The following is a 23,924-nucleotide window of genomic DNA, read 5'->3' on the forward strand; positions in this document are numbered from 1 at the left end:
CGTTCGGGCGGCGGTAGACTACGCGCATTATGCGCATCCTCGTGACCGGCGGCGCCGGGTTCATCGGTTCGGAGTTCGTCCGTCAGCTCCTCGGGGCTGACGAGAACGCCCGGATCACGGTCTTTGACAAGCTCACCTACTCGGGCGTCCTGGAGAACCTCGCCCCGGTGGCCGACCACAAGGGCTACACCTTCGTCCAGGGCGACATCTGCGACGCGGACGCCGTCGACCAGGTCATGCCGGGCCACGACGTGGTGGTGCACTTCGCCGCCGAGTCCCACGTGGACCGCTCGATCGCCGGTGCGGGCCCGTTCGTGCTGACCAACGTCGTCGGCACCCAGGTCCTGCTCGACGCCGCGCGCAAGCACGCCGTCGGCCGCTTCGTGCACATCTCCACCGACGAGGTGTACGGCTCGATCAGCGAGGGCTCCTGGACCGAGACCTGGCCGCTGGAGCCGAACTCCCCGTACTCGGCCTCCAAGGCCTCCTCCGACCTGCTGGCGCTGGCGTACCACCGCACCCACGGCATGGACGTCGTGGTGACCCGCTGCTCCAACAACTACGGGCACTACCAGTTCCCGGAGAAGGTCATCCCGCTGTTCACCACCAACCTGATCGACGGCAAGAAGGTGCCGCTGTACGGCGACGGTGGCAACGTCCGCGACTGGCTGCACGTCTCCGACCACTGCCGGGGCATCGAGCTGGTCATGCGCGGCGGCCGCGCGGGTGAGGTCTACAACATCGGCGGCGGCACCGAGGCCACCAACAAGGAGCTGACCGGCCTGCTGCTGGAGGCCGCCGGCGCGGGTTGGGACATGGTCGAGCACGTCGAGGACCGCAAGGGCCACGACCTCCGCTACTCGATCGACATCAGCAAGATCCGTGAGGAGCTCGGCTACGAGCCGCAGGTCCGCTTCGAGGACGGCCTCGCCGCGACCATCGCGTGGTACCGCGAGAACCGCGCCTGGTGGGAGCCGCTGAAGCAGAAGGCGGCCCTGGCCAAGTGACCGCGAACGCCGCCGCGCCCGTGCGCTGGCTGGTCACCGGCGCGGCCGGGATGCTCGGGCAGGACCTGCTCTCGGTGCTGGGCGCCGACGGGACCGCCGAGATCACCGCGCTGCGCCGGGCGGACCTCGACATCACCGACCCGGCGGCCGTCCAGGCCGCCGTCGAGGGCCACGACATCGTGGTCAACTGCGCCGCGTGGACGAACGTCGACGCCGCGGAGGCCGAGGAGGACGCCGCCACCGCCGTCAACGGCACCGGTGTGCGCCACCTGGCCGAGGCCTGCGCCAAGAGCGGCGCGCGGCTGCTGCACGTCTCCACCGACTACGTCCTGCCGGGCGACGCCACCGAGCCCTGCCCGGAGGACGCCCCGACCGCGCCGGTGAACGCGTACGGCCGCGGCAAGCTGGTGGGGGAGCGGGCGGTCGCCGAACTGCTCCCCGAGCACGGCTACGTCGTGCGCACCGCCTGGCTGTACGGCGAGCACGGCCCGAACTTCGTGGCCACGATGCTCAAGCTCGCCGCCCAGCGCGACACCCTGGACGTGGTGGACGACCAGCACGGCCAGCCGACCTGGTCGTACGCGCTGGCCGGCCGCCTGGTCGAGCTCGGCCGGGCCGCGCTCGCCGGGCAGGCCCCGGCCGGGGTCTACCACGGCACCGCGAGCGGCCGGACCACCTGGTGCGGACTGGCCCGCGAGACCTACGCGCTGAGCGGGCTGGACCCGGAGCGGATCCGCCCGACCACGTCGGAGGCCTTCGTCCGCCCGGCCGCCCGCCCCGCCTTCAGCGTGCTGGCCCACGACCGCTGGGCCGCCGCCGGGCTGGCGCCGCTGCCCGAGTGGCGGACCATGCTGGCCGAGGCCCTGGCCACGCCCGTCTTCGCCGAACTGGCCGCCACGGCCCGGACCACGGAGAGCGACAGACCTCAGTGAAGAACGCACTGACGAAGGTGGCTGCCGCGCTACCGCCGGGAACCCTGGCGGTGGCCGGCGGCACCGTCGTACTGGGTGCCGCCTCCTACATCCACCTCGGAGTGGCGGGCCACAGCCTGTCGGTCGACGACATGGCGAACGTCTCGCTGCTGTGGACGATCGTGATGTCGGTCGGCATCGGCGTCTTCTTCCCGATCGAGCAGGAGCTCACCCGGATCGTCTCGGCGCGCGCGGCGCTCGGCCACGGCGCCGCGCCGGTGCTGCGCCGGGCGACCCTGCTCACCGGCGGGATCCTCGCGGCGACCCTGGTCGCCCTCGGCGCCGCCTCCGGCCCGATCGCCCGGTCGATGTTCCACGGCGACCGCTCGCTGGTGCTGGCGCTCGGCGGGGCCTTCACCGGCATGGCCGTCTGCTACCTCACCCGCGGCGTGCTGGCCGGCCTCGGCCGCTTCGGCGCGTACGGCACCCAGCTCGGCCTGGACGGCGGCCTGCGGATCGGCCTGGCCTTCGCCTTCGCCGTGGCCGGTGTGCACTCGGCGCTCGCGTTCAGCCTGATCCTGGCCGTCGCGCCGATCATCGCCACGATCGTCACGCTGCCGCCGCTGCTGCGCGCGGTGAAGCCCGGCGAGCAGGTCGGCTGGTCCGAACTCTGCTCCGGGCTCGGCCTGCTGATCTGCTCGACGCTGCTCTCCCAGGTCGTGGTGAACGCGGCCGTGGTGAGCACCAAGCTGCTCGCGCCCTCCGACTCCGCGCTGATCGCCGCCCTGCTCAACGCGCTGGTGCTGGCCCGGGTGCCGCTGTTCGTCTTCGGCTCGCTCCAGGCCTCGCTGCTGAACGGCCTCTCCGCCGCGATCGCGGTCGGGGACCGGGCCGCCTTCACCGGGATGCTCAAGAAGATCGGCGCCGTGGTCGGCGGGCTCGGCGTGCTCGGCGGCATCCCGGCGGTCGCCCTCGGCCCCTGGCTGATCCAGGTGCTGTTCGGCGCCAAGCCGGTGCTCGGCTGCCTCGACTTCTTCTGGATGTCCGCCGGAACCGTGGCGTACATGTTCGCGATGGTGCTCGGCCAGGCGCTGATGGTATTCAAGCGGCACAACCTTCAGCTGCTCTGCTGGGCGGTCGGCACGGCGGTCCTCGCCGCGATCACCTTCATGCCGGGCGACGTGTCCACCCGCGTGGTCGTTGCGTACACGGCGGGTTCCGTGGCCACCGTCCTCGGTATGCTGGCGGTCCTGAGGCAGAGTTTCGCCCGTTCGGCGACGAACTCCGCCGGCCTCGTCCAGCAGTCGGGGGACCCGAACGCCGCGGTGTTGAGCAGCCGGACGGCCGGTGACTGACCGTGTCCGCCCCTCATCTTCAGATCGCCGCGCAGCAGCGCGGGCCAGACCCCATTCATGGAGCCTCCGTGTCCCAGTACGACGATGTTTGGCTGGTGATCCCGGCCTACAACGAGGGCCAGGTGATCGCCGACGTTGTGGAGGGGGCGCGAAAGACGTTCCCGAACATCGTGGTCGTCGATGACGGCAGCGGCGACGACTCGGCCAAGCACATCATGGAGACGGGCGCGCACCTGGTGCGCCACCCGGTCAACCTCGGCCAGGGTGCCGCCCTCCAGACCGGCCTCGCCTACGCCCTGGCCCAGCCGGGCGCCAAGTACTTCGCCACCTTCGACGCGGACGGCCAGCACCAGACCGCCGACGTCGAGAAGATGGTCGCCCTGCTGCGGGAGGGCGACACGGACGTCGTCCTCGGCTCGCGCTTCATCGAGCAGAACGGGCAGGTGCCGTGGATCAAGCGGGTCGTCCTGCGCACCGCGGCGACCGTCAGCCCGACCGCTCGCAAGCTCAAGCTGACCGACGCCCACAACGGTCTGCGCGTGCTGAACCGCGAGGCCGCCGGCCGGCTGCGGATCACCATGAACGGCATGGCGCACGCGTCGGAGATCGTCAGCTTCCTCGCCGGCTCGGACCTCCGGGTCGCCGAACTCCCGGTGGACATCCTGTACACCGACTACTCACGCGCCAAGGGTCAGTCCCTGATCAACGGCGTCAACATCATCTTCGACATCTCGCTGCGGGAGCGTAGCCGCCGATGAAATTCTTCTGGATCCAGCTGGTTCTCATTCTCGGCTCGGTCACTCTCGCCTTCATGTTCATCCGGCGTTGGGACCGTGCCAACACCCGCGCCTGGAAGCGCATCGCGTTCTCGGTCTTCGTGGTCGTGAACATCTACGCGGTGCTGCGTCCCACCGACGTGACCTGGCTGGCCCACCAGCTCGGCGTCGGCCGCGGCACCGACCTGGTGCTGTACGGGATGGTGCTGGGGATGGGCTTCCTGACCCTGAACACCTTCCTGCGCTTCCGCTCGCTGGAGAAGAAGCTCACCGACCTGGCGCGGACCGTGGCGATCAACGAGGGCGCCCGTCTGAACGAGGAGCGCTTCGACCTGGACCTGCCGGTCTCGGCGCCGGTCGACCGCAGCAAGGCCTGATCCCGTGGCGACCTTCGAGTTCATGCTGCCGTACTACGGCGACGTGGCGCTGATGCAGGCCGCGGTGCGGAGCATCCTCGCGCAGACCGACCGGGACTTCCGGCTGACCGTCATAGACGACGGCAAGGAGCCGGACGTCCCGGGCTGGTTCGCCTCGCTCGGCGACGACCGGGTGAGCTACCTGCGCAATGAGCGGAACCTCGGCATCACCAAGAACTTCCAGAAGTGCGTGGAGCTGTCCACGGCCGACCACGTGGTCATCATGGGCTGCGACGACCTGCTGCACCCGCACTACCTGGAGACCGTCCGGGCGATCGTCAAGGACAACCCGGACCTGGGCATGGTGCAGCCGGGCGTCGAGGTCATCGACGGCAACGGCGAGGTCAGCCGCTCCGGCCTGGCGGACAACGTCAAGGAGAAGATCTACGCGCCGACCGTCAAGGGCCGGCGGCTGATGGGCGGCGAGGAGCTGGCCGCGAGCGTGCTGCGCGGCAACTGGCTCTACTTCCCGTCGATCTGCTGGCGGGGCGAGGCGCTGCGCGCGGTCAACTTCCGCGACGAGTACTCGGTGATCCAGGACCTGGCCCTGGTCGTCGACCTGCTGGAGCGCGGCGAGCAGATGCTGGTGGACAACACCACCGTCGTCTTCCAGTACCGGCGGCACGCCGTCAGCGAGTCCTCGGTGCAGGCCTTCTCCGGCACCCGGTTCACCGAGGCGGAGCGGTACTTCAACGCGGTGGCGGAGCGGATGGACGCCCGCGGCTGGCCGAAGGCCGCCCGTGCGGCCCGGTTCCGCAGCGCCTCCCGCCTGCACGCGCTGACCATGCTGCCGGGCGCCCTGAAGCGCGGCGAGCGGGCCGGCGCCAAGGTGCTGGTCCGCCACGCGCTGACCGGCGGCGACCGGCACTGACCGCTCGCACCCACTGGTACGGCACTGGGCCGGTAGTCCGAGTTCGGACTACCGGCCCAGTGGCGTTCGCGGGCGGCCCGCCGGGGGCTACTCGCCGAAGCCGGAGGGGCCCAGCGGGTCGGGCTGCCGGGGCGGGTACGGGTTGACCTTCGGGCACATCAGCTTCCCGGGGTCGGGCAGCGGCACGAGCAGGTCGCTGATGTCCCGCGGCTGCTTGCACTGGCCGTTGGGCGCGTAGCGCGAGCAGTGCCCCTTGGTGTCGGCGGTGCTCTGCGCGATCCAGGCCAGCGCGCCGGGGCCCCAGTGCGGGTCCGGCATGTACTTGCTGGCGGTGGCGGAGCCGGCCATGCCGAAGAGCAGGCCCAGCGCGCAGATGGCGCCGACGGCCACACCGCGCGGGTTGAGGCGCAGCGGCAGCCGGCGGCCGGTGTCCTCGGCCGACTCGGCGGCGGGGGCCGCGGCGGGGCCCTGGCGGCGGCGGACGACCAGGTAGCACGCCAGGCCGACGAGGACCAGCAGGCAGTAGAGCAGCTGGGCGCTGGTGCGCGGGTAGAGCATGACGGCCTGGTCGCGCTCCATGTGGGAGGCGTACCAGTAGCGCATCAGCAGGGCGCTCGCGGTGCAGGCGGCGGCGGTCAGGACGGTGGTCCGGCCGATCCCGAGGGCCAGCGCCACGCCCAGGCCGACCAGCAGCAGGATCGTGAAGAGGCCGACCCCGCCGATCTCCCCGGGGACCGGCCAGGTGCTCTGGCCGTCGGTGCCGGGGAGGTCGTCGCGCCACATCGCGAAGTAGGTCGGCTCGGTGTAGGTGTCGAAGTAGCAGTACCGGTCGATGGTGCTGCCCGCGGAGCCGAGCAGCCGGACCAGGTAGACGCCGGAGACGAGCAGGAAGACCCCGCCGGCGGCGCCGATCGCGCACAGGCCGTTGAGCAGGCCGCGGGTGCCGCCGGTCCGGCGGGCGCGCAGCAGCAGCACCACGGTGAGCACCACCACTCCGGCCGCGGACCACACGAACCAGCCGGAGTAGAGGAGGAACAGCAGCCCGATCCCGAGGCCGAGCACGGCGCCGCGGACGGCCGCGGTGCGGCGCGGGAGCTCCGGGGCGCGCTGGAGGAGCTGCATCAGCTTCGCCAGCACGGGGAGGAAGGCGACGAGCACGAAGGTGGTGTACGGCTTGTACGGCTGCGCCATCGGCAGGGCGGCGGTGACGCCGATCCCGAGCGCCCAGAGCGGGGGCAGCAGCAGGCGCCAGGACAGGTAGGCGAGCGGGCCGAGCATCGCGACGAACAGCAGGTCGACGAGCTTGAGCGCGTAGCCGACCTGCCCGTGGGTGACGTGCTCGGCGACGAAGGCGACGATGTGCGGGAACAGCGGCGGGTAGGCGCCGTCGAGGGACTTGCCGTCCATCAGGGCGCCGACCCAGGCCTGGAGGCTGCCGGAGTCGCCCTGCTGGGCGTACAGCGGCCAGTTGGTGTCGCGCAGCGCGAGCGAGATGCCGGCGGCCAGGACGCCGGAGGACAGGCCGGCGACCGCGGCGGCGGCGAACCGCACCGGGAGGTCCGCCCAGCGGCGCATCGCCGGCACCAGGACCAGGACGACGACGCCGATCAGCAGCAGGAGCCGGAGCTGAAGCGCGGCGAGGCCGCTGACCTGGCCGACCCTCGACATGGGGTTCAGCCGGACGGACCAGGCCAGCCCGGTCATCAGCAGCGCCGCCGTGGCCGCGGTCAGGATCTCCGCGGTCCAGAGGACGGCGGGGAGGCGAAGAGCGGCGGCCCGTCTCCTCTGACTGGGCGGTATGCCCTGATGCCTGCCCTCGGCGGGGGCGGGCTGGACGCTCGTCGTCACTGTTCGGTCCTTCTGCTCTCCCGCAGCGGTTCGGATGCGGGGGGGGTGTGTGGTTTCGGTGGCCGGACACCGCGATTCTGCCAGCACCTCGGTCGGGGGATCCGCACGGGCCGAACCACCGTTCCCGTACGGGCCGTTGTCGTCAACGGGGGAGGCGCGCGTTGGCTCCGGCCGATCACCGCGTGGCACACTGCCGATGCGCTTCGACGAGTGGTGGGAACCGTGGCGCGCCGTCCGGAGCCGGCCATGACGAGATCGTCAACTCATACAAGTAGGGAAGTGTCTCGGTGCAGCCGCTGATCGACTCTGCCCACACGTCCGACGGGCCGGGCCGGGGTGAGGAAGGCGGCGGGAGCGCGCCCGCCACCCGGGCCCTGGCCGTGCCGCCCCGGCTGCGGGCGCTGGCCGCCCACCGCTGGTTCTGGCCGGTGGTCCTGCTGCTCGGGTACGGCGGCCAGGTGGCGTTCCGCCTGGTGCTGTCGATCCACAACTACTTCCCGTCGGTGCACGCCGACGAGGACTCCTACCTGGTGATCGCGCGGGTGCTGGCCGGGCGGCCGACCACCGAGATGCCGGTCGGCGTGGTGATCCCCGGCGGGTACCCGCTGCTGATCTCGCCGGCGCTGCGGATCGCCGACACCCCGGCCGCCGCGTACCACCTGATCATGGGCATCAACGCGCTGCTCAACGCGCTGGTGTTCCCGCTCGCCGTGGCGGCGGCGCGCCGGGTGGGCCTGTCCCGGCCGCACGCGTACCTGGTGGGCGCCGCCGTGGCGCTGGTGCCGCCGGTGGTCTTCTACTCCCAGTTCGTGATGTCGGACACCGTGCTGCCGGTGATCCTGCTGGCCTGGCTGCTCGCGATGCACGGCTGGCTCTCGCCCGGCACGACGCGCCGGCGCGCGCTGTACGCGGCCGGGACGGGCCTGGCGGCCGGCTTCTCGATGGCCACCCACGACCGCGGCGGCGTGGTCGTGGCGCTGACCGCGCTGGTCCTGGTGGTGGTGCTGGCCGTCGGCTGGGCGCCGCGGCTCGCCTCGCTGGCCGGCGTCGGCGGGCTCGGGCTGTCGTACCTGGGCGCGAAGCTGCTGGCGCGCTTCGTCGAGAACCAGTTCAAGGACGTGCCGCCGAGCACCGTCGGCAACAAGGTCTTCGAGAACCTCGGGGACAGCAAGTACATCGGCACGATCATCGCCCGCACCTTCGGGCAGCTCTGGTACTTCATGACCTCGACGTACGGCTTCGGGGCGGTCGCCCTGGTGCTGTGCGTGGTGGTCGTGTTCCGGCGCCGGTACACGGTGGCCGAGCGGGTGGTGGCCTTCACCATGGTGGCCCTGCTGTTCGGCACCGCGCTGGCCTCGGCGGCCGGGCTGGCGGACAACGACCGGACCGACAACTGGGTGTACGCCCGGTACTGCGCGGTGCTGGTGCCGATGTTCATGGTGGTCGGCCTGGCCGCGCTGTGGCGGGCCGGGGTCCGCGCGCTGCTGTGGACGGCGCTGGCCGGCGTGGCGGCGATCGGGATCATCCAGCTGTCGGTCGGCGCGTACGCGGGCGCCGCGCTCAAGCTCTGGGTCAGTCCGTGGACGGTGCCGGACGCGATGTTCCTGGCCTCGACCTGGGACGACCTGCACATGGTCCGGACGAGCTTCGGCGCGCTGGCGGTGCTGGGCGCCTGCCTGCTGCTGCGGGTGGCCGGCGGGCGCCGGGTGGTGGCCGCGGTGGTGGGGTGCGTGACGCTGTTCGCCGCCTACGCGACGGTCGCCGTCACCGACAACGTCTCCGAGCCGCACGCCAAGGCCCGCAAGTACCAGGCGGTGGGCGTGGCCAAGGAGGCGGGCCTGCGCAAGGGCGACAACGTCGTCCTGGACATGGACCTCGACTGGGACACCCGGATGTCGATGGCCTACGAGGTCTACTGGGGCCGGGTCTGGTCGGACGACCTGAAGGACGGCTCCGCCCCGCCGGAGGCGGCCACCGCGTACCTGGCCGGCTGGAGCAAGGGCGACCTGCCGCAGACCAGCTGGCCGGACGCGCGGCCCGGCTGGCACGTCGCGAAGTTCAACAAGGACCGGGGCTGGGTGCTCTGGCGCAAGGACTGAGCGGGGACGTCACCCCATCGGGGCCGGTGAGGAGCGCCTCACCGGCCCCGATTGGCATCCGGGCTGCTCCATGTGGCAGTATGTCCAAGTTGCTCGGTTGAGTGCCGATGCTGCGCGCCTCCCGCCGGGAGGACCGGAAGCGAGTCCCATGTACTCGTCGTTCCCGTGATGGCCGTCAAGCGTGAGTTCTACGCCACGGCAGCTGCGGGGCGAAAGTACGGGAATCTTCCGGGAAGCGTGTGCGGGGCCTCGACCCGGCACCCCTCACCCCGAAAGTTTTAAACCGACGAATTACTTCGCCGGTTTTTTGCAAGCGCGAGTGCGACACGCCCGAGCGCGGGGGTCGGAGGGGGAGTCGCGAAGTGACTAAGGACAAAGGACTACTGAGTAGCCATGGCGGGACAGAAGATCCGCATCCGGCTCAAGGCCTACGACCACGAGGTCATCGACTCCTCGGCGAAGAAGATCGTCGAGACGGTGATTCGTACTGGTGCGCAGGTCGCGGGCCCGGTGCCGCTGCCCACTGAGAAGAACGTGTACTGCGTCATCCGCTCGCCGCACAAGTACAAGGACTCGCGCGAGCACTTCGAGATGCGTACTCACAAGCGTCTGATCGACATCCTCGACCCCACGCCGAAGACGGTTGACTCGCTCATGCGTCTCGACCTGCCGGCTGGCGTCGACATCGAGATCAAGCTCTGAGAGGCGCACCGAAGATGGCTAAGCAGATTAAGGGCATCCTGGGCGAGAAGCTCGGCATGACCCAGGTCTGGGACGAGAACAACCGGGTCGTCCCGGTGACCGTCGTCAAGGCTGGGCCCAATGTCGTGACCCAGGTCCACACCGCCGACAGCCCGGCCGGCTACGACGCCGTCCAGATCGGCTTCGGCGAGATCGACCCCCGCAAGGTGAACAAGCCCCTCGCGGGCCACTTCGCCAAGGCCGGTGTCACCCCGCGCCGCCACCTGGTCGAGCTCCGTACCTCGGACGCCTCCGAGTACACCCTGGGCCAGGAGATCACCGCCGAGCTGTTCGAGGCGGGTGTCAAGGTCGACGTGACCGGCACCTCCAAGGGCAAGGGCTTCGCCGGTGTCATGAAGCGCCACAACTTCCGGGGCCTCGGCGCCGGTCACGGTGTGCAGCGCAAGCACCGCTCGCCCGGCTCGATCGGTGGCTGCGCCACCCCGGGTCGCGTGTTCAAGGGCGTACGGATGGCCGGCCGGATGGGCCACGAGCGTGTGACCACCCAGAACCTGACCATCCATGCCGTTGACGCGGAGAAGGGGCTGCTCCTGATCAAGGGCGCAATCCCGGGCCCGAACGGCGGCCTCGTCCTCGTCCGCACCGCGGCGAAGGGGCTGTGAGGATATGAGCACCATTGACATCCTGTCGCCCTCGGGCGACAAGACCGGCAGCCTCGAGCTTCCGGCCGAGATCTTCGACGCGAAGGTCAGCGTTCCGCTGATGCACCAGGTCGTCGTGGCGCAGCTCGCTGCGGCCCGTCAGGGCACCCACAAGACCAAGACTCGTGGCGAGGTCCGCGGTGGCGGCAAGAAGCCGTACCGCCAGAAGGGCACCGGCCGCGCCCGTCAGGGCTCGACCCGTGCGCCGCAGTTCGCCGGCGGTGGCGTCGTGCACGGTCCCGTGCCGCGCGACTACTCGCAGCGGACCCCGAAGAAGATGATCGCCGCCGCTCTGCGCGGTGCGCTCACCGACCGGGCCCGCCACAACCGCATCCACGTCGTCACCGACGTGGTCGCGGCCGAGGTGCCGTCGACCAAGGCCGCCAAGAGCCTGTTCGGCAAGATCACCGAGCGCAAGAACGTCCTCCTGGTCGTCGAGCGCGAGGACGAGCTGGGCCTGAAGTCCGCTCGCAACCTGCCGCACGTGCACATCCTGGACGCCGGTCAGCTGAACACCTACGACGTGCTCGTCTCCGACGATGTGGTCTTCACCCAGGCCGCCTTCGAGCGTTTCGTGGCCGGTCCGGCCGCGTCCGCCAAGGCCGTTGCCGCTGAGGGCGAGCTCGAAGGGAGCGCCGCCTGATGAGCGACGTTACGAGCAAGACGTTCACGGACCCCCGTGACGTCCTGGTGAAGCCGGTCATCTCCGAGAAGAGCTACAGCCTTCTCGACGAGAACAAGTACACGTTCATCGTGTCGCCGGGCGCCAACAAGACCCAGATCAAGCAGGCCGTCGAGGCGGTCTTCTCGGTCAAGGTCGAGGCTGTCAACACGATCAACCGTCAGGGCAAGCGCAAGCGCTCCAAGACGGGCTTTGGCAAGCGCAAGGACACCAAGCGCGCCATCGTGACGCTGGCCGAGGGCAACCGCATCGACATCTTCGGTGGTCCGGTCTCCTAACGGAGATCGTGATCGTCGATAAGGACGAGGACGAGAGAGCCAAATGGGCATCCGCAAGTACAAGCCGACTACGCCGGGCCGTCGTGGCTCCAGCGTGGCCGACTTCGTAGAGATCACGCGGTCCACCCCGGAGAAGTCGCTGGTTCGCCCCCTGCACAGCAAGGGCGGCCGTAACAACGCCGGTCGGATCACCGTTCGCCACCAGGGTGGCGGTCACAAGCGCGCCTACCGCGTGATCGACTTCCGTCGTCACGACAAGGACGGCGTGCCGGCGAAGGTCGCGCACATCGAGTACGACCCGAACCGCACCGCGCGCATCGCGCTGCTGCACTACGCGGACGGCGAGAAGCGCTACATCATCGCGCCGCGCGGCATCACGCAGGGCGACCGGATCGAGAACGGCGCTGGCGCCGACATCAAGCCGGGCAACAACCTGCCGCTGCGCAACATCCCGGTCGGTACCACCATCCACGCGGTGGAGCTGCGTCCCGGCGGCGGTGCCAAGCTGGCCCGCTCGGCCGGCTCCGGCATCCAGCTGCTGGCGCGTGAGGGCAAGATGGCGCACCTGCGCATGCCCTCCGGCGAGATCCGCCTGGTCGACGCGCGCTGCCGCGCCACCGTCGGCGAGGTCGGCAACGCCGAGCAGTCGAACATCAACTGGGGCAAGGCCGGCCGCATGCGCTGGAAGGGCGTTCGCCCGACCGTGCGTGGTGTCGCCATGAACCCGATCGACCACCCGCACGGTGGTGGTGAGGGTAAGACCTCTGGTGGTCGCCACCCGGTCTCGCCGTGGGGCCAGAAGGAGGGTCGTACCCGTCGCCCGAAGAAGGCGTCGGACGCTCTCATCGTGCGCCGCCGCAAGACCAACAAGAAGCGCTAGGAGCAGGTCAGATGCCGCGCAGTCTCAAGAAGGGCCCCTTCATCGACGGCCACCTTCTCAAGAAGGTGGACGCGCAGAACGAGGCGGGTACCCAGAACGTCATCAAGACCTGGTCCCGCCGCTCCGTGATCTTCCCGGCCATGCTCGGCCACACGATCGCGGTTCACGATGGTCGCAAGCACGTCCCGGTGTTCGTCACCGAGTCGATGGTCGGCCACAAGCTGGGCGAGTTCGCTCCGACCCGCACCTTCCGCGGCCACGTCAAGGACGACCGCAAGTCGAAGCGTCGCTAGTCGCCTGAGCTTCACCGCCAGAACGACTCAATGACTTACTCCATTAAGGGGACAACCATGGAAGCCAGGGCCCAGGCGCGGTACATCCGCGTCACGCCCATGAAGGCCCGCCGCGTGGTGGACCTCATCCGTGGCCTGCCGGCCACGGAGGCCCAGGCCGTCCTGCGTTTCGCTCCGCAGGCCGCCACCGTGCCGGTCGGCAAGGTGCTCGACAGCGCCATTGCCAACGCCGCGCACAACTACAACCACTCCAACGTGGACGACCTCGTCATCAGCGAGGCGTACGTTGACGAGGGTCCGACCCTGAAGCGGTTCCGCCCGCGTGCCCAGGGCCGCGCCTACCGGATCCGCAAGCGGACCAGCCACATCACCGTGGTCGTCAGCAGCAAGGAAGGGACCCGGTAATGGGCCAGAAGGTTAACCCGCACGGGTTCCGCCTCGGCATCAGCACGGACTTCAAGTCCCGCTGGTACGCCGACAAGCTGTACAAGGACTACGTCAAGGAAGACGTTGCCATTCGTCGCATGATGACGAAGGGCATGGAGCGCGCCGGCATCTCGAAGGTTGAGATCGAGCGCACCCGCGACCGCGTCCGCGTCGACATCCACACCGCCCGCCCCGGCATCGTCATCGGTCGCCGTGGCACCGAGGCCGACCGCATCCGCGGCGACCTCGAGAAGCTGACCGGCAAGCAGGTCCAGCTGAACATCCTCGAGGTCAAGAACCCCGAGCTGGACGCCCAGCTCGTGGCTCAGGGCGTCGCGGAGCAGCTGTCCTCCCGCGTCTCCTTCCGCCGTGCCATGCGCAAGTCGATGCAGGGCACCATGAAGTCCGGCGCCAAGGGCATCAAGGTCCAGTGCTCCGGTCGTCTCGGCGGCGCCGAGATGAGCCGGTCGGAGTTCTACCGCGAGGGTCGTGTGCCGCTGCACACCCTGCGTGCGAACGTCGACTACGGCTTCTTCGAGGCCAAGACCACCTTCGGCCGCATCGGCGTGAAGGTCTGGATCTACAAGGGCGACGTCAAGAACATCGCCGAGGTCCGCGCTGAGAACGCCGCTGCCCGCTCGGGCAACCGCCCGGCCCGTCCCGAGGGTGGTCGTCCCGCCCGCGGTGGCGACCGCCGTGGTGGCGAGCGCGGTGGCCGTGGCCGTCGTCCCGCCGCTGCCGAGGCCCCCGCGGCCCCGGCCGCTGAGGCGCCGGCTGCCGAGAACACCGGAACGGAGGCCTGACTCCCATGCTGATCCCCCGTCGGGTCAAGCACCGCAAGCAGCACCACCCGAAGCGTCGTGGCGCTGCCAAGGGTGGCACCGAGCTCGCCTTCGGCGAGTACGGCATCCAGGCCGTCACCCCGGCCTACGTGACGAACCGGCAGATCGAGTCCGCTCGTATCGCCGTCACCCGTCACATCAAGCGTGGCGGCAAGGTCTGGATCAACATCTACCCGGACCGTCCGCTCACCAAGAAGCCGGCCGAGACCCGCATGGGTTCCGGTAAGGGTTCGCCCGAGTGGTGGATCGCGAACGTGCACCCGGGTCGGGTCATGTTCGAGCTGTCGTACCCCAACGAGAAGGTGGCTCGTGAGGCGCTGACCCGCGCAGCTCACAAGCTCCCGATGAAGTGCCGGATCATCCGGCGCGAGGCAGGTGAGAGCTGATGTCGGCCGGCACCAAGGCTGCTGACCTCCGCGAGCTGGACAACGAGGGTCTCGTTGCCAAGCTCCGTGAGGCCAAGGAGGAGCTGTTCAACCTCCGCTTCCAGGCGGCGACCGGGCAGCTCGACAACCACGGACGGCTCAAGCTCGTCCGTAAGGACATCGCGCGGATCTACACCCTGATGCGCGAGCGCGAGCTGGGCATCGAGACGGTGGAGAGCGCCTGATGACTGAGAACACCAACGAGACGCGCGGTTTCCGCAAGACCCGTGAGGGTCTCGTCGTCAGCGACAAGATGGACAAGACCGTCGTCGTCGCCGTCGAGGACCGCGTCAAGCACGCTCTGTACGGCAAGGTCATCCGCCGTACGAACAAGCTGAAGGCGCACGACGAGGCGAACGCCTGCGGCATCGGCGACCGGGTCCTCCTCGCGGAGACCCGCCCGCTGTCCGCGACGAAGCGCTGGCGCGTCGTCGAGATCCTCGAGAAGGCCAAGTAACGAAGTTGATGCGGTACGGCCGTATGTGCACCAGGTCCCTCGCGGGCGCTGGTGTGAGCAGCGGCCGGCCCGTCAGCTCTCGTTGACGATCAGGAGAAAGCTGTGATCCAGCAGGAGTCGCGACTGCGTGTCGCCGACAACACGGGCGCGAAGGAAATCCTTTGCATCCGCGTTCTCGGTGGTTCCGGTCGCCGCTACGCCGGTATCGGGGACGTCATCGTCGCGACCGTCAAGGACGCGATCCCCGGCGGTTCGGTGAAGAAGGGTGACGTCGTCAAGTGCGTCGTCGTCCGTACCGTGAAGTCGCGCCGTCGTCCGGATGGCTCGTACATCCGCTTCGACGAGAACGCCGCGGTCGTTCTGAAGAACACCGATGGTGACCCCCGTGGTACCCGCATCTTCGGCCCGGTGGGCCGCGAGCTGCGTGACAAGAAGTTCATGAAGATCATCTCGCTTGCGCCGGAGGTGCTCTAACTCATGGCGAACAGCATGAAGATCAAGAAGGGTGACCTGGTTCAGGTCATCACCGGCAAGGACCGCGGCAAGCAGGGCAAGGTCATCCAGGCCATGCCCGCCGAGAACAAGGTCCTGGTCGAGGGTGTGAACCGGGTCAAGAAGCACACCAAGCCGGGCCCGGGCACTCAGGGTGGCATCGTCACCGTCGAGGCCCCGGTGCACGTCTCCAACGTCCAGCTGGTCGTGGAGAAGGACGGCAAGAAGGTCGTCACCCGCGTTGGCTACCGCTTCGATGACGAGGGCAACAAGATCCGCGTTGCCAAGCGAACCGGTGAGGACATCTGATGTCTGAGACGACTGTTGAGAAGGTGACCCCCCGTCTCAAGGAGCGTTACAACTCCGAGATCAAGGGTCAGCTGCAGGAGCAGTTCTCGTACGAGAACGTCATGCTGACGCCCGGCCTGGTCAAGGTCGTCGTCAACATGGGTGTCGGCGAGGCCGCCCGTGACAGCAAGCTGATCGAGGGCGCGATCCGCGACCTGACCGCGATCACCGGTCAGAAGCCGGCCGTGACCAAGGCTCGCAAGTCCATCGCGCAGTTCAAGCTGCGCGAGGGCCAGCCGATCGGCACCCACGTCACCCTCCGTGGTGACCGCATGTGGGAGTTCCTGGACCGTCTGGTGTCGCTGGCCCTGCCGCGTATCCGTGACTTCCGTGGCCTCTCCCCGAAGCAGTTCGACGGCCGTGGCAACTACACCTTCGGTCTGACCGAGCAGGTCATGTTCCACGAGATCGACCAGGACAAGGTCGACCGTCAGCGCGGTATGGACATCACCGTCGTGACCACCGCCCAGACCGACGACGAGGGCCGGGCGCTCCTGCGCGCTCTGGGCTTCCCGTTCAAGGAGGCGTAACACATGGCGAAGAAGTCCCTCATCGCGAAGTCCGAGCGCAAGCCGAAGTTCGGCGTCCGGGCCTACACCCGGTGCCAGCGCTGCGGCCGTCCGCACTCGGTGTACCGCAAGTTCGGCCTGTGCCGTGTCTGCCTTCGTGAGATGGCGCACCGCGGCGAGCTGCCGGGCGTGACCAAGAGCTCCTGGTAGTCCTCTCCCAACAGAGGGACCAGGCACTTTAGGCACACAGCGAAGCAGAGGTGCCCGATCCCACACCGGCCCGTTTTGGGCCTACCGTACGGATTCCCGTAAGGTAGTGGGGTCGGGCCCCCTGCCACGGCTTCCCCATGGACGCCCGTGGCCCTTCTGGAGGGCTCGCACCCAGTCTTACGACGTCGCAGGTCCCCTGCGCTTGTGCCCCTGACGAACTCGCAAGAGTGCGGCAGGGGGACCTGGCGCGGAGAAACCGCGGCGAGAGAGGCCTGAGGCCATCATGACCATGACCGACCCCATCGCAGACATGCTCACGCGTCTGCGTAACGCGAACTCGGCGTACCACGACTCCGTGGCGATGCCGGCCAGCAAGATCAAGGCGCACGTCGCCGAGATCCTGCAGCAGGAGGGGTACATCTCCTCCTACAAGGTTGAGGAGCCCGTCGAGGGCGAGGTCGGCAAGAAGCTGACCATCGAGCTCAAGTTCGGCCCCAACCGTGAGCGCTCCATCGCCGGCATCAAGCGCATCAGCAAGCCGGGTCTGCGCGTTTACGCAAAGTCCACCAACCTGCCGAAGGTGCTCGGCGGCCTGGGCGTGGCGATCATCTCCACGTCTTCGGGTCTCCTCACCGACAAGCAGGCCGCCAAGAAGGGCGTAGGCGGAGAAGTTCTCGCCTACGTCTGGTAATTCGGGAAACGGAGGTACAGCAATGTCGCGCATTGGACGGCTGCCCATCCAGGTCCCCGCTGGCGTGGACGTCACCATCGATGGCCAGGCGGTCTCGGTGAAGGGCCCGAAGGGCACCCTCACCCACGTTGTCGCCGCGCCGATCGAGATCGGTAAGGGCGAGGACGGCACGCTGCTCGTCACCCGCCCCAACGACGAGCGTCTGTCGAAGGCCCTGCACGGCCTTTCCCGCACGCTGGTGGCGAACATGATCACCGGCGTGACCGCGGGCTACCGCAAGTCGCTGGAGATCAGCGGTGTCGGCTACCGAGTTCTGGCGAAGGGCTCCAACATGGAGTTCCAGCTGGGCTACAGCCACCCGATCCTCGTCGAGGCCCCCGAGGGCATCTCCTTCGTCGTCGAGTCGGCCACCAAGTTCCACGTGGACGGCATCGACAAGCAGAAGGTCGGCGAGGTCGCCGCGAAGATCCGCAAGCTGCGCAAGCCGGACCCGTACAAGGCCAAGGGTGTCAAGTACGCGGGCGAGGTCATCCGCCGCAAGGTCGGAAAGAGTGGTAAGTAAGCGATGAGTGTCTCTGTCAAGATCGGCAAGGGCAACGCCTACAAGAGCGCCGCTCGCAAGCGCCGCGCGATCCGCGTTCGCAAGCGCGTCGTCGGCACCGAGGTGCGTCCGCGCCTCGTCGTGACGCGTTCGAACCGTCACATGGTCGCCCAGGTCATCGACGACGCCAAGGGTCACACCCTGGCGTCGGCGTCCACCCTCGACGTGTCCATCAAGGGCGCCGAGGGCGACAAGACCGAGCTGGCCAAGAAGGTCGGGAGCCTGGTCGCCGAGCGCGCCAAGGCCGCCGGCATCGAGTCGGTCGTCTTCGACCGCGCGGGCAACCGGTACGCCGGCCGCATCGCCGCCCTGGCGGACGCGGCTCGTGAGGCCGGGCTCGACTTCTAAGCCGCTCGTCGGCTCAGTCGACGGACGTAATCGAGAGAGGTAATTCCAATGGCTGGACCCCAGCGCCGCGGTAGCGGCGCCGGCGGCGGCACCGGCGGTGGCGAGCGGCGCGACCGTAAGCGTGACGACCGGGGCAACGCCCCCGCCGTCGAGAAGACCGCTTACGTCGAGCGCGTTGTCGCGATCAACCGTGTCGCCAAGGTTGTCAAGGGTGGTCGTCGTTTCAGCTTCACCGCGCTGGTCGTGGTGGGCGACGGTGACGGCACCGTGGGTGTCGGTTACGGGAAGGCGAAGGAGGTTCCGGCCGCCATCGCCAAGGGTGTTGAGGAGGCCAAGAAGAACTTCTTCAAGGTCCCCCGTATCCAGGGCACCATCCCGCACCCGATCCAGGGTGAGAAGGCCGCCGGCGTCGTGCTCCTGAAGCCCGCCGCCCCCGGTACCGGTGTTATCGCCGGTGGTCCGGTGCGCGCCGTCCTGGAGTGCGCCGGCATTCACGACATCCTGTCGAAGTCGCTCGGCTCGGACAACGCGATCAACATCGTGCACGCCACCGTGGCTGCTCTGAAGGGCCTCGTGCGCCCCGAGGAGATCGCCGCTCGTCGTGGCCTGCCGCTGGAGGACGTGGCCCCCGCCGCTCTGCTGCGGGCGCGTGCTGCTGGGGTGAGCGCCTGATGGCTCGCCTGAAGATCACGCAGACCAAGTCGTACATCGGCAGCAAGCAGAACCACCGTGACACCCTGCGTACGCTTGGTCTCAAGCGCATGCACGACGTCGTGGTGAAGGAGGACCGTCCCGAGATCCGCGGGATGGCCCACACGGTCCGTCACCTGGTGACGGTTGAGGAGGTGGACTGATCATGGGCGACAACCCGATCAAGATCCACAACCTGCGTCCCGCCCCGGGTGCCAAGACCGACAAGATCCGCGTGGGTCGTGGTGAGGGCTCCAAGGGTAAGACTGCCGGTCGTGGTACCAAGGGCACGAAGGCCCGCTACCAGGTTCCGCAGCGCTTCGAGGGTGGCCAGATGCCGCTCCACATGCGCCTGCCGAAGCTGAAGGGCTTCAAGAACCCGTTCAAGATCACGTTCCAGGTTGTCAACCTCGACAAGCTGGCCGAGCTCTACCCGCAGGGTGGCGAGGTCACTGTCGAGGACCTGGTCGCCAAGGGCGCGGTTCGCAAGAACTCCCTCGTCAAGGTGCTCGGCACCGGCGAGGTCTCGGTTGCGCTGCAGGTGACGGTCGACGCCGTCTCCGGCTCCGCCGCCGAGAAGATCAAGGCCGCCGGCGGTACGGTCACCGAGCTCGTCTGAGCCCGCTGAGATCCGCCTTCGAGCCCCGCACCTCCTCCAGGAGGTGCGGGGCTCGTGCCGTTTCCGGGGACATCGGGCCGGAAGGCGCTCGTTCTTTTGTGTGGCAAACCCGGGCATCCCGTACCCCGTGAGTGGGGGAGGGGCGGTACGCGCTTCTTCCGAGTGGCTGCGCACTGTTAGAGTCCGTGGAGTTCCCTTGTAGGCTGCGCGTAGGCTCGCCTGTGCCGTCTGTACGGGGGCCCGAACCGCAAACTCCCCATTCAGGACCGACCCTCCCGCCGACGACGCGCGGGAGGCGCAGGAGGCACCGTGCTCAGTGCGTTCGCGCGGGCGTTCCAGACGCCCGACCTGCGCAAGAAGCTGCTGTTCACGCTGGGCATCATGGTGCTGTTCCGCCTGGGCTCGCACATTCCGATGCCGGGCGTGAGCTTCACGGCCGTGAACGAGTGCGTGAAGGAGACCAAGAACAGCGGTCTCTTCGGGCTCGTCAACCTGTTCAGCGGCGGCGCGCTCCTCCAACTGACGATCTTCGCCCTCGGCATCATGCCGTACATCACGGCGAGCATCATCCTCCAGCTCCTCACCGTCGTGATCCCGCGACTGGAGATGCTGAAGAAGGAGGGCCAGGCCGGCCAGGCCAAGATCACCCAGTACACCCGTTACCTGACCATCGCGCTCGCCGTGCTCCAGGGCACCGGCATCGTGGCGACGGCCTCCAGCGGCGCGCTGTTCTCCGGCTGCCCGCTGGCCAACCAGATCGTCCCGGACACCAGCGTGTTCCGGATCGCCGTCATGGTGCTCACGATGACGGCCGGCACCACGGTCATCATGTGGCTCGGTGAGCTGATCACCGACCGCGGCATCGGCAACGGCATGTCGCTGCTGATCTTCACCTCGATCGCGGCGCAGTTCCCGTCCTCGATGTGGGCGATCAAGACCTCCGGCACCATCGGCGGCGGCTGGGTCGAGTTCCTCTCCGTGGTCGCGGTCGGCGTCATCGTCGTGATGCTGGTCATCTTCGTCGAGCAGGCCCAGCGCCGGATCCCGGTCCAGTACGCGAAGCGGATGATCGGCCGCCGCGCGTTCGGCGGGACCTCGACCTACATCCCGCTCAAGGTGAACCAGGCCGGTGTCATCCCGGTCATCTTCGCCTCGTCGCTGCTGTACATCCCCGCCCTGGTGGTCCAGCTGACCAACAGCCAGGCCGGCTGGGCCACGTGGATCCGGACGAACTTCGTCAAGGGTGACCACCCGATCTACATGGCCACGTACTTCCTGCTGATCGTCTTCTTCGCCTTCTTCTACGTCGCCATCTCCTTCAACCCCGAAGAAGTTGCCGACAACATGAAGAAGTATGGTGGGTTCATCCCGGGCATCCGGGCCGGCCGACCGACGGCCGAGTACCTGAACTACGTGCTGACCCGAATCACGTGGCCGGGTTCGCTCTACCTGGGCCTGATCGCGTTGATCCCGATGATCGCCCTGGTCGCCTTCGGACAGCAGACCAACTTCCCGTTCGGCGGCACCAGCGTGCTCATCGTCGTCGGCGTCGGACTCGAAACTGTGAAGCAGATCGAGAGCCAGCTCCAGCAGCGCAATTACGAAGGGTTCCTCCGCTGATGCGTATCGTCCTCGTTGGTCCTCCCGGGGCCGGGAAGGGTACTCAGGCGCACCTGCTCGCCAAGACCCTGTCCATCCCCCACATCTCCACCGGCGACCTGTTCCGTGCGAACATCAGCCAGGGCACCCCGCTGGGCCTCGAGGCCAAGTCCTACATGGACGCGGGGCGCCTGGTGCCGGACGAGGTCACCATCGGGATGGCCAAGGACCGCATGCTCCAGGCGGACGCCGTCAACGGCTTCCTGCTCGACGGCTTCCCCCGCAACCTGGGGCAGGCCAAGGCGCTGGACGAGTTCCTCGCCGAGCAGGGCATCAAGCTGGACGGCGTGCTGGACCTGGAGGTCCCCGAGGACGAGGTCGTCCGCCGGATCGCCGGCCGCCGCCTGTGCCGCAACGACGGTGGCCACGTCTTCCACGTGGACTACAACCCGCCGAAGGTCGACGGCGTCTGCGACGAGTGCGGCGGCGAGCTGTACCAGCGCTCGGACGACACCGAGGACAAGGTGCGCACGCGCCTGGAGGTCTACCACACGGAGACCGAGCCGATCATCGACTACTACGTCCAGCAGGGCCTGGTGGCGACCATCTCGGCCCTCGGCAAGGTGGACGAGGTCACCGCCCGCTCGATCGAGGCGCTGAAGCAGGACAGCTGAGTCTCTCGGCGAACGTACGACGGTACGGCCGGGTCGCCCGCCCCACGCGGGTGGCCCGGCCGTTTCGGCGTCGTACGGTGGTAGCAGTGGTAATCCGGACTTGGAAGGCGTGACCAGATGGTGGAGATCAAGACCCCCGAGCAGATCGCGAAGATGCGAGCGGCCGGGCTGGTCGTCGCCGAGGCCCTGAAGGCCTGCCGCGAGGCGGTCGCCCCCGGGGTGACCACCCAGGAGCTCAACGACGTCGCGGACAAGGTCATCACCGACCACGGCGCCACCTCGAACTTCCGGGCCAACCACGGCGGGCTCTGGTTCCCGGGCGTGATCTGCGCCTCGGTGAACAACGAGGTCGTGCACGGCATCCCCGGCGACCGGGCCCTCCAGGAGGGCGACATCATCTCGATCGACTGCGGCGCCATCCTGGACGGCTGGCACGGCGACTCGGCCATCACCGTGGCGGTCGGCGAGGTCCGCCCGGAGGTCGAGATGCTGAGCCGGGTGACCGAGGGCTCGATGTGGGCCGGCATCGCCCAGATGAAGAAGAACAACCGCCTGGTGGACGTCTCCAAGGCGATCGAGGGCTTCATCCGCCGCCAGCCGCTCCCGCCCAAGGGCAAGTGGGGCATCACCGAGGGCTACGGCGGCCACGGCATCGGCACCGCGATGCACATGGAGCCGCACGTGCTGAACTACGTCGAGCGCGGCCGCGGCAAGGGCCCGAAGCTCGTCCCCGGCACCGTGCTGGCGATCGAGCCGATGGTGTCGCTCGGCACCCCGCACACCACCGTGCTGGAGGACGACTGGACGGTCGTCACCAACGACGGCACCTGGGCCTCGCACTGGGAGCACTCGGTGGCCGTCACCGAGCAGGGCCCGCTGGTGCTGACCGCCTTCGACGGCGGCAGGGCGGAGCTGGCCAAGCTGGGCATCACCGCAGCTCCGGACCCCCTCGCGTAGTCCTGACGGCGCTCAACTGCCGCTGCTGACAAGGGATCAGGGCCCTGGAGGTTTGGACCTCCAGGGCTTTTGTCCTATTTTTATGCGCTGGCAGTGGTCGGCTCCGGCCGGTCCGGTTACGAGCGATGCAGGAGAGAGCACGTGCTCAAGGGATTCCGCGACTTCATGATGCGCGGCAACGTCGTCGACATGGCGGTCGGTGTGGTCATCGGTGCCGCGTTCACTGCGGTGGTGACCGGCTTCGTGTCCGCCTTCCTCACCCCGCTGGTGGGTGTGGTGGTCGGCGCCGCCGGCGACTTCAGCTCGTACAAGGCGCACATCGCGGGGGTGACCTTCCCGTACGGGCAGTTCCTCAACGTGCTGATCGCGTTCTTCATGACCGCCGCGGTGCTGTACTTCTGCGTGGTGCTGCCGATCACCAAGGCGACCGCGCGCTACATGCCGAAGAAGCCGAAGACGCCGAAGCGCCCGTGCCCCGAGTGCCTGACCGACATCCCCGAGGCCGCCCGCCGCTGCTCGGCCTGCACCGCCCACGTCGAGCCGCTGACGGTCCTCAGCAAGGCCTGACGTAGCAGATGTGACGGCGACCGCTTTCCGGGACCCCCGTTTTGGTGCACCGGACGCGCTGGCGTAGGATGGACCGTCGGCTCACTCGTAGCGTGCTTCAGCGCGCCCTCTTCCCCCCGGGGAAGGGGTGAACCCAGGTTCGCACGAGCGTTCCGCATACGGTAGCCGGTCCCGGAAGGTGGATCTCGCAGTTCATGGCTAAGAAGCAAGGCGCCATTGAGATCGAGGGCACCGTGATCGAGTCTCTGCCGAACGCGATGTTCAAGGTCGAGCTGCAGAACGGTCACAAGGTCCTCGCGCACATCAGTGGCAAGATGCGCATGCACTACATCCGCATCCTGCCGGACGACCGGGTCGTCGTGGAGCTCAGCCCCTACGACCTCACGCGCGGGCGGATCGTCTACCGCTACAAGTAAGAACGTCAGATCTAGACCCGGAGAACCTGAAACATGAAGGTCAAGCCGAGCGTCAAGAAGATCTGCGACAAGTGCAAGGTGATCCGCCGCCACGGCCGGGTCATGGTGATCTGCGACAACCTGCGCCACAAGCAGCGCCAGGGCTGATCACTCTTCAGCATTTCTCGTAGTACTTCGCGCGACGCGAAAACGTCATAAGCGGGCTACCCGATCCGTCCGTTCCCGGACGGACTG

Annotated in this window: 35 protein-coding genes; 34 read left to right on the forward strand and 1 reads right to left on the reverse strand. The window is 68.5% G+C overall.

Translation table 11 applies throughout. From position 1 onward, the window contains the following. Positions 1–29 precede the first annotated feature (29 nt). The 6 genes from rfbB to AE652_RS00510 all read left to right on the forward strand — a co-directional run bounded on the left by rfbB (position 30) and on the right by AE652_RS00510 (position 5,336). Complete coding sequence (gene rfbB / locus AE652_RS00485; protein ID WP_049649035.1) at positions 30–1,007, forward strand: dTDP-glucose 4,6-dehydratase; 978 nt, start codon at positions 30–32, stop codon at positions 1,005–1,007. Further along, positions 1,004–1,939, forward strand: a complete 936-nt coding sequence (gene rfbD, locus AE652_RS00490; RefSeq protein WP_074003961.1) for a dTDP-4-dehydrorhamnose reductase — start codon at positions 1,004–1,006, stop codon at positions 1,937–1,939. The genes rfbB and rfbD overlap by 4 nt, the downstream gene beginning before the upstream one ends. Before the next feature lie 17 nt (positions 1,940–1,956). Beyond that, the gene (locus tag AE652_RS00495) at positions 1,957–3,273 is read left to right on the forward strand and encodes a lipopolysaccharide biosynthesis protein (protein WP_198959421.1); all 1,317 of its coding nucleotides are present in this window, start codon (positions 1,957–1,959) and stop codon (positions 3,271–3,273) included. Between the two features lie 68 nt (positions 3,274–3,341). Continuing rightward, positions 3,342–4,031 (forward strand): glycosyltransferase family 2 protein, encoded by a 690-nt coding sequence (locus AE652_RS00500; protein ID WP_049649036.1) that lies wholly within the window; start codon positions 3,342–3,344, stop codon positions 4,029–4,031. Next, positions 4,028–4,426, forward strand: a complete 399-nt coding sequence (locus tag AE652_RS00505; RefSeq protein WP_049649037.1) for a DUF2304 domain-containing protein — start codon at positions 4,028–4,030, stop codon at positions 4,424–4,426. Before AE652_RS00500 ends, AE652_RS00505 begins: the two co-directional genes overlap by 4 nt. 4 nt (positions 4,427–4,430) lie before the next feature. Beyond that, positions 4,431–5,336: a glycosyltransferase family 2 protein gene (locus AE652_RS00510; RefSeq protein WP_198959420.1), complete on the forward strand. Its 906-nt coding sequence runs from the start codon at positions 4,431–4,433 to the stop codon at positions 5,334–5,336. Positions 5,337–5,423: 87 nt separating this feature from the next. On the opposite strand, the gene AE652_RS00515 is transcribed toward AE652_RS00510, so the two are convergent. Next, the gene (locus tag AE652_RS00515) at positions 5,424–7,184 is read right to left on the reverse strand and encodes a hypothetical protein (RefSeq protein ID WP_159028300.1); all 1,761 of its coding nucleotides are present in this window, start codon (positions 7,182–7,184) and stop codon (positions 5,424–5,426) included. A gap of 287 nt (positions 7,185–7,471) precedes the next feature. On the opposite strand from AE652_RS00515, the gene AE652_RS00520 reads away from it, so the two are divergent. The 28 genes from AE652_RS00520 (at position 7,472) to rpmJ (ending at position 23,837) form a co-directional block, all read left to right on the forward strand. Then, positions 7,472–9,283, forward strand: a complete 1,812-nt coding sequence (locus AE652_RS00520; RefSeq protein ID WP_049649039.1) for a hypothetical protein — start codon at positions 7,472–7,474, stop codon at positions 9,281–9,283. Positions 9,284–9,676: 393 nt separating this feature from the next. Further along, on the forward strand, positions 9,677–9,985 hold the full coding sequence (gene rpsJ, locus AE652_RS00525; RefSeq protein WP_012785157.1) for a 30S ribosomal protein S10: 309 nt from the start codon (positions 9,677–9,679) through the stop codon (positions 9,983–9,985). 14 nt (positions 9,986–9,999) lie between these two features. Next, the gene (gene rplC, locus AE652_RS00530) at positions 10,000–10,647 is read left to right on the forward strand and encodes a 50S ribosomal protein L3 (RefSeq protein WP_030055817.1); all 648 of its coding nucleotides are present in this window, start codon (positions 10,000–10,002) and stop codon (positions 10,645–10,647) included. 4 nt (positions 10,648–10,651) lie between these two features. Next, positions 10,652–11,329 carry a 50S ribosomal protein L4 gene (gene rplD / locus AE652_RS00535; protein ID WP_049649040.1) on the forward strand — a complete coding sequence of 226 codons (678 nt, stop codon included), beginning with the start codon at positions 10,652–10,654 and terminating at the stop codon, positions 11,327–11,329. Then, positions 11,329–11,646, forward strand: a complete 318-nt coding sequence (gene rplW / locus AE652_RS00540; RefSeq protein WP_030280768.1) for a 50S ribosomal protein L23 — start codon at positions 11,329–11,331, stop codon at positions 11,644–11,646. Before rplD ends, rplW begins: the two co-directional genes overlap by 1 nt. A 43-nt stretch (positions 11,647–11,689) precedes the next feature. Continuing rightward, positions 11,690–12,526, forward strand: coding sequence for a 50S ribosomal protein L2 (gene rplB / locus AE652_RS00545; protein ID WP_030393297.1), 837 nt, complete (start codon positions 11,690–11,692; stop codon positions 12,524–12,526). Positions 12,527–12,537: 11 nt separating this feature from the next. Further along, positions 12,538–12,819, forward strand: coding sequence for a 30S ribosomal protein S19 (rpsS, locus tag AE652_RS00550; RefSeq protein WP_030055821.1), 282 nt, complete (start codon positions 12,538–12,540; stop codon positions 12,817–12,819). A 57-nt stretch (positions 12,820–12,876) separates the two neighbouring features. Further along, a complete protein-coding gene (rplV, locus tag AE652_RS00555) occupies positions 12,877–13,224 on the forward strand; it encodes a 50S ribosomal protein L22 (protein ID WP_030055822.1) in 348 nt (115 codons plus the stop codon). Continuing rightward, positions 13,224–14,048 (forward strand): 30S ribosomal protein S3, encoded by an 825-nt coding sequence (gene rpsC, locus AE652_RS00560; protein ID WP_049649041.1) that lies wholly within the window; start codon positions 13,224–13,226, stop codon positions 14,046–14,048. The genes rplV and rpsC overlap by 1 nt, the downstream gene beginning before the upstream one ends. Positions 14,049–14,053: 5 nt before the next feature. Further along, positions 14,054–14,473, forward strand: a complete 420-nt coding sequence (gene rplP / locus AE652_RS00565; RefSeq protein WP_030055824.1) for a 50S ribosomal protein L16 — start codon at positions 14,054–14,056, stop codon at positions 14,471–14,473. Next, positions 14,473–14,697: a 50S ribosomal protein L29 gene (gene rpmC, locus AE652_RS00570; protein ID WP_049649042.1), complete on the forward strand. Its 225-nt coding sequence runs from the start codon at positions 14,473–14,475 to the stop codon at positions 14,695–14,697. The genes rplP and rpmC overlap by 1 nt, the downstream gene beginning before the upstream one ends. Beyond that, on the forward strand, positions 14,697–14,969 hold the full coding sequence (gene rpsQ, locus AE652_RS00575) for a 30S ribosomal protein S17 (protein ID WP_030055826.1): 273 nt from the start codon (positions 14,697–14,699) through the stop codon (positions 14,967–14,969). Before rpmC ends, rpsQ begins: the two co-directional genes overlap by 1 nt. A gap of 102 nt (positions 14,970–15,071) precedes the next feature. Next, positions 15,072–15,443 carry a 50S ribosomal protein L14 gene (rplN, locus tag AE652_RS00580; RefSeq protein ID WP_030393301.1) on the forward strand — a complete coding sequence of 124 codons (372 nt, stop codon included), beginning with the start codon at positions 15,072–15,074 and terminating at the stop codon, positions 15,441–15,443. A gap of 15 nt (positions 15,444–15,458) precedes the next feature. Beyond that, on the forward strand, positions 15,459–15,770 hold the full coding sequence (gene rplX, locus AE652_RS00585) for a 50S ribosomal protein L24 (RefSeq protein ID WP_030055828.1): 312 nt from the start codon (positions 15,459–15,461) through the stop codon (positions 15,768–15,770). Continuing rightward, positions 15,770–16,339 (forward strand): 50S ribosomal protein L5, encoded by a 570-nt coding sequence (gene rplE, locus AE652_RS00590; RefSeq protein ID WP_030393302.1) that lies wholly within the window; start codon positions 15,770–15,772, stop codon positions 16,337–16,339. The genes rplX and rplE overlap by 1 nt, the downstream gene beginning before the upstream one ends. A gap of 3 nt (positions 16,340–16,342) precedes the next feature. Further along, positions 16,343–16,528 (forward strand): type Z 30S ribosomal protein S14, encoded by a 186-nt coding sequence (locus AE652_RS00595; protein WP_030055830.1) that lies wholly within the window; start codon positions 16,343–16,345, stop codon positions 16,526–16,528. A gap of 283 nt (positions 16,529–16,811) precedes the next feature. Continuing rightward, complete coding sequence (gene rpsH, locus AE652_RS00600; protein ID WP_030055831.1) at positions 16,812–17,219, forward strand: 30S ribosomal protein S8; 408 nt, start codon at positions 16,812–16,814, stop codon at positions 17,217–17,219. 22 nt (positions 17,220–17,241) lie between these two features. After that, positions 17,242–17,781, forward strand: a complete 540-nt coding sequence (rplF, locus tag AE652_RS00605) for a 50S ribosomal protein L6 (protein WP_049649043.1) — start codon at positions 17,242–17,244, stop codon at positions 17,779–17,781. Between the two features lie 3 nt (positions 17,782–17,784). Next, entirely contained in the window at positions 17,785–18,168 is a 384-nt protein-coding gene (gene rplR / locus AE652_RS00610; RefSeq protein ID WP_030280785.1) for a 50S ribosomal protein L18, read from the forward strand. A 48-nt stretch (positions 18,169–18,216) separates the two neighbouring features. Beyond that, on the forward strand, positions 18,217–18,840 hold the full coding sequence (rpsE, locus tag AE652_RS00615) for a 30S ribosomal protein S5 (protein ID WP_030055834.1): 624 nt from the start codon (positions 18,217–18,219) through the stop codon (positions 18,838–18,840). Next, positions 18,840–19,022, forward strand: coding sequence for a 50S ribosomal protein L30 (gene rpmD / locus AE652_RS00620; RefSeq protein WP_049649044.1), 183 nt, complete (start codon positions 18,840–18,842; stop codon positions 19,020–19,022). The genes rpsE and rpmD overlap by 1 nt, the downstream gene beginning before the upstream one ends. 2 nt (positions 19,023–19,024) lie before the next feature. After that, complete coding sequence (rplO, locus tag AE652_RS00625; RefSeq protein WP_030280790.1) at positions 19,025–19,477, forward strand: 50S ribosomal protein L15; 453 nt, start codon at positions 19,025–19,027, stop codon at positions 19,475–19,477. A gap of 309 nt (positions 19,478–19,786) precedes the next feature. After that, the gene (gene secY / locus AE652_RS00630; RefSeq protein WP_030055837.1) at positions 19,787–21,097 is read left to right on the forward strand and encodes a preprotein translocase subunit SecY; all 1,311 of its coding nucleotides are present in this window, start codon (positions 19,787–19,789) and stop codon (positions 21,095–21,097) included. Beyond that, positions 21,097–21,750 (forward strand): adenylate kinase, encoded by a 654-nt coding sequence (locus tag AE652_RS00635; RefSeq protein WP_049649045.1) that lies wholly within the window; start codon positions 21,097–21,099, stop codon positions 21,748–21,750. Before secY ends, AE652_RS00635 begins: the two co-directional genes overlap by 1 nt. Positions 21,751–21,867: 117 nt before the next feature. Then, on the forward strand, positions 21,868–22,707 hold the full coding sequence (map, locus tag AE652_RS00640) for a type I methionyl aminopeptidase (RefSeq protein ID WP_049649046.1): 840 nt from the start codon (positions 21,868–21,870) through the stop codon (positions 22,705–22,707). A gap of 141 nt (positions 22,708–22,848) precedes the next feature. After that, complete coding sequence (gene mscL, locus AE652_RS00645) at positions 22,849–23,274, forward strand: large conductance mechanosensitive channel protein MscL (RefSeq protein WP_049649047.1); 426 nt, start codon at positions 22,849–22,851, stop codon at positions 23,272–23,274. A gap of 194 nt (positions 23,275–23,468) precedes the next feature. Next, positions 23,469–23,690, forward strand: a complete 222-nt coding sequence (gene infA, locus AE652_RS00650) for a translation initiation factor IF-1 (protein ID WP_003956442.1) — start codon at positions 23,469–23,471, stop codon at positions 23,688–23,690. A 33-nt stretch (positions 23,691–23,723) separates the two neighbouring features. After that, complete coding sequence (gene rpmJ / locus AE652_RS00655; RefSeq protein ID WP_003956441.1) at positions 23,724–23,837, forward strand: 50S ribosomal protein L36; 114 nt, start codon at positions 23,724–23,726, stop codon at positions 23,835–23,837. The last annotated feature ends 87 nt before the right edge of the window (positions 23,838–23,924 follow it).

It is taken from the genome of Kitasatospora sp. MY 5-36 (assembly GCF_001182915.1).
Taxonomy (GTDB): Bacteria; Actinomycetota; Actinomycetes; order Streptomycetales; family Streptomycetaceae; genus Kitasatospora.

What these genes read in the sequence shown, in the direction of transcription:
- rfbB (WP_049649035.1), top strand. Translation starts at nt 30, where the DNA reads ATGCGCATCCTCGTGACCGGCGGCGCCGGGTTCATCGGTTCGGAGTTC.
- AE652_RS00505 (WP_049649037.1), top strand. Translation starts at nt 4,028, where the DNA reads ATGAAATTCTTCTGGATCCAGCTGGTTCTCATTCTCGGCTCGGTCACT.
- rpsJ (WP_012785157.1), top strand. Translation starts at nt 9,677, where the DNA reads ATGGCGGGACAGAAGATCCGCATCCGGCTCAAGGCCTACGACCACGAG.
- rplC (WP_030055817.1), top strand. Translation starts at nt 10,000, where the DNA reads ATGGCTAAGCAGATTAAGGGCATCCTGGGCGAGAAGCTCGGCATGACC.
- rplD (WP_049649040.1), top strand. Translation starts at nt 10,652, where the DNA reads ATGAGCACCATTGACATCCTGTCGCCCTCGGGCGACAAGACCGGCAGC.
- rplW (WP_030280768.1), top strand. Translation starts at nt 11,329, where the DNA reads ATGAGCGACGTTACGAGCAAGACGTTCACGGACCCCCGTGACGTCCTG.
- rplB (WP_030393297.1), top strand. Translation starts at nt 11,690, where the DNA reads ATGGGCATCCGCAAGTACAAGCCGACTACGCCGGGCCGTCGTGGCTCC.
- rpsS (WP_030055821.1), top strand. Translation starts at nt 12,538, where the DNA reads ATGCCGCGCAGTCTCAAGAAGGGCCCCTTCATCGACGGCCACCTTCTC.
- rplV (WP_030055822.1), top strand. Translation starts at nt 12,877, where the DNA reads ATGGAAGCCAGGGCCCAGGCGCGGTACATCCGCGTCACGCCCATGAAG.
- rpsC (WP_049649041.1), top strand. Translation starts at nt 13,224, where the DNA reads ATGGGCCAGAAGGTTAACCCGCACGGGTTCCGCCTCGGCATCAGCACG.
- rplP (WP_030055824.1), top strand. Translation starts at nt 14,054, where the DNA reads ATGCTGATCCCCCGTCGGGTCAAGCACCGCAAGCAGCACCACCCGAAG.
- rpmC (WP_049649042.1), top strand. Translation starts at nt 14,473, where the DNA reads ATGTCGGCCGGCACCAAGGCTGCTGACCTCCGCGAGCTGGACAACGAG.
- rpsQ (WP_030055826.1), top strand. Translation starts at nt 14,697, where the DNA reads ATGACTGAGAACACCAACGAGACGCGCGGTTTCCGCAAGACCCGTGAG.
- rplX (WP_030055828.1), top strand. Translation starts at nt 15,459, where the DNA reads ATGAAGATCAAGAAGGGTGACCTGGTTCAGGTCATCACCGGCAAGGAC.
- rplE (WP_030393302.1), top strand. Translation starts at nt 15,770, where the DNA reads ATGTCTGAGACGACTGTTGAGAAGGTGACCCCCCGTCTCAAGGAGCGT.
- AE652_RS00595 (WP_030055830.1), top strand. Translation starts at nt 16,343, where the DNA reads ATGGCGAAGAAGTCCCTCATCGCGAAGTCCGAGCGCAAGCCGAAGTTC.
- rpsH (WP_030055831.1), top strand. Translation starts at nt 16,812, where the DNA reads ATGACCATGACCGACCCCATCGCAGACATGCTCACGCGTCTGCGTAAC.
- rplF (WP_049649043.1), top strand. Translation starts at nt 17,242, where the DNA reads ATGTCGCGCATTGGACGGCTGCCCATCCAGGTCCCCGCTGGCGTGGAC.
- rplR (WP_030280785.1), top strand. Translation starts at nt 17,785, where the DNA reads ATGAGTGTCTCTGTCAAGATCGGCAAGGGCAACGCCTACAAGAGCGCC.
- rpsE (WP_030055834.1), top strand. Translation starts at nt 18,217, where the DNA reads ATGGCTGGACCCCAGCGCCGCGGTAGCGGCGCCGGCGGCGGCACCGGC.
- rpmD (WP_049649044.1), top strand. Translation starts at nt 18,840, where the DNA reads ATGGCTCGCCTGAAGATCACGCAGACCAAGTCGTACATCGGCAGCAAG.
- rplO (WP_030280790.1), top strand. Translation starts at nt 19,025, where the DNA reads ATGGGCGACAACCCGATCAAGATCCACAACCTGCGTCCCGCCCCGGGT.
- AE652_RS00635 (WP_049649045.1), top strand. Translation starts at nt 21,097, where the DNA reads ATGCGTATCGTCCTCGTTGGTCCTCCCGGGGCCGGGAAGGGTACTCAG.
- map (WP_049649046.1), top strand. Translation starts at nt 21,868, where the DNA reads ATGGTGGAGATCAAGACCCCCGAGCAGATCGCGAAGATGCGAGCGGCC.
- infA (WP_003956442.1), top strand. Translation starts at nt 23,469, where the DNA reads ATGGCTAAGAAGCAAGGCGCCATTGAGATCGAGGGCACCGTGATCGAG.
- rpmJ (WP_003956441.1), top strand. Translation starts at nt 23,724, where the DNA reads ATGAAGGTCAAGCCGAGCGTCAAGAAGATCTGCGACAAGTGCAAGGTG.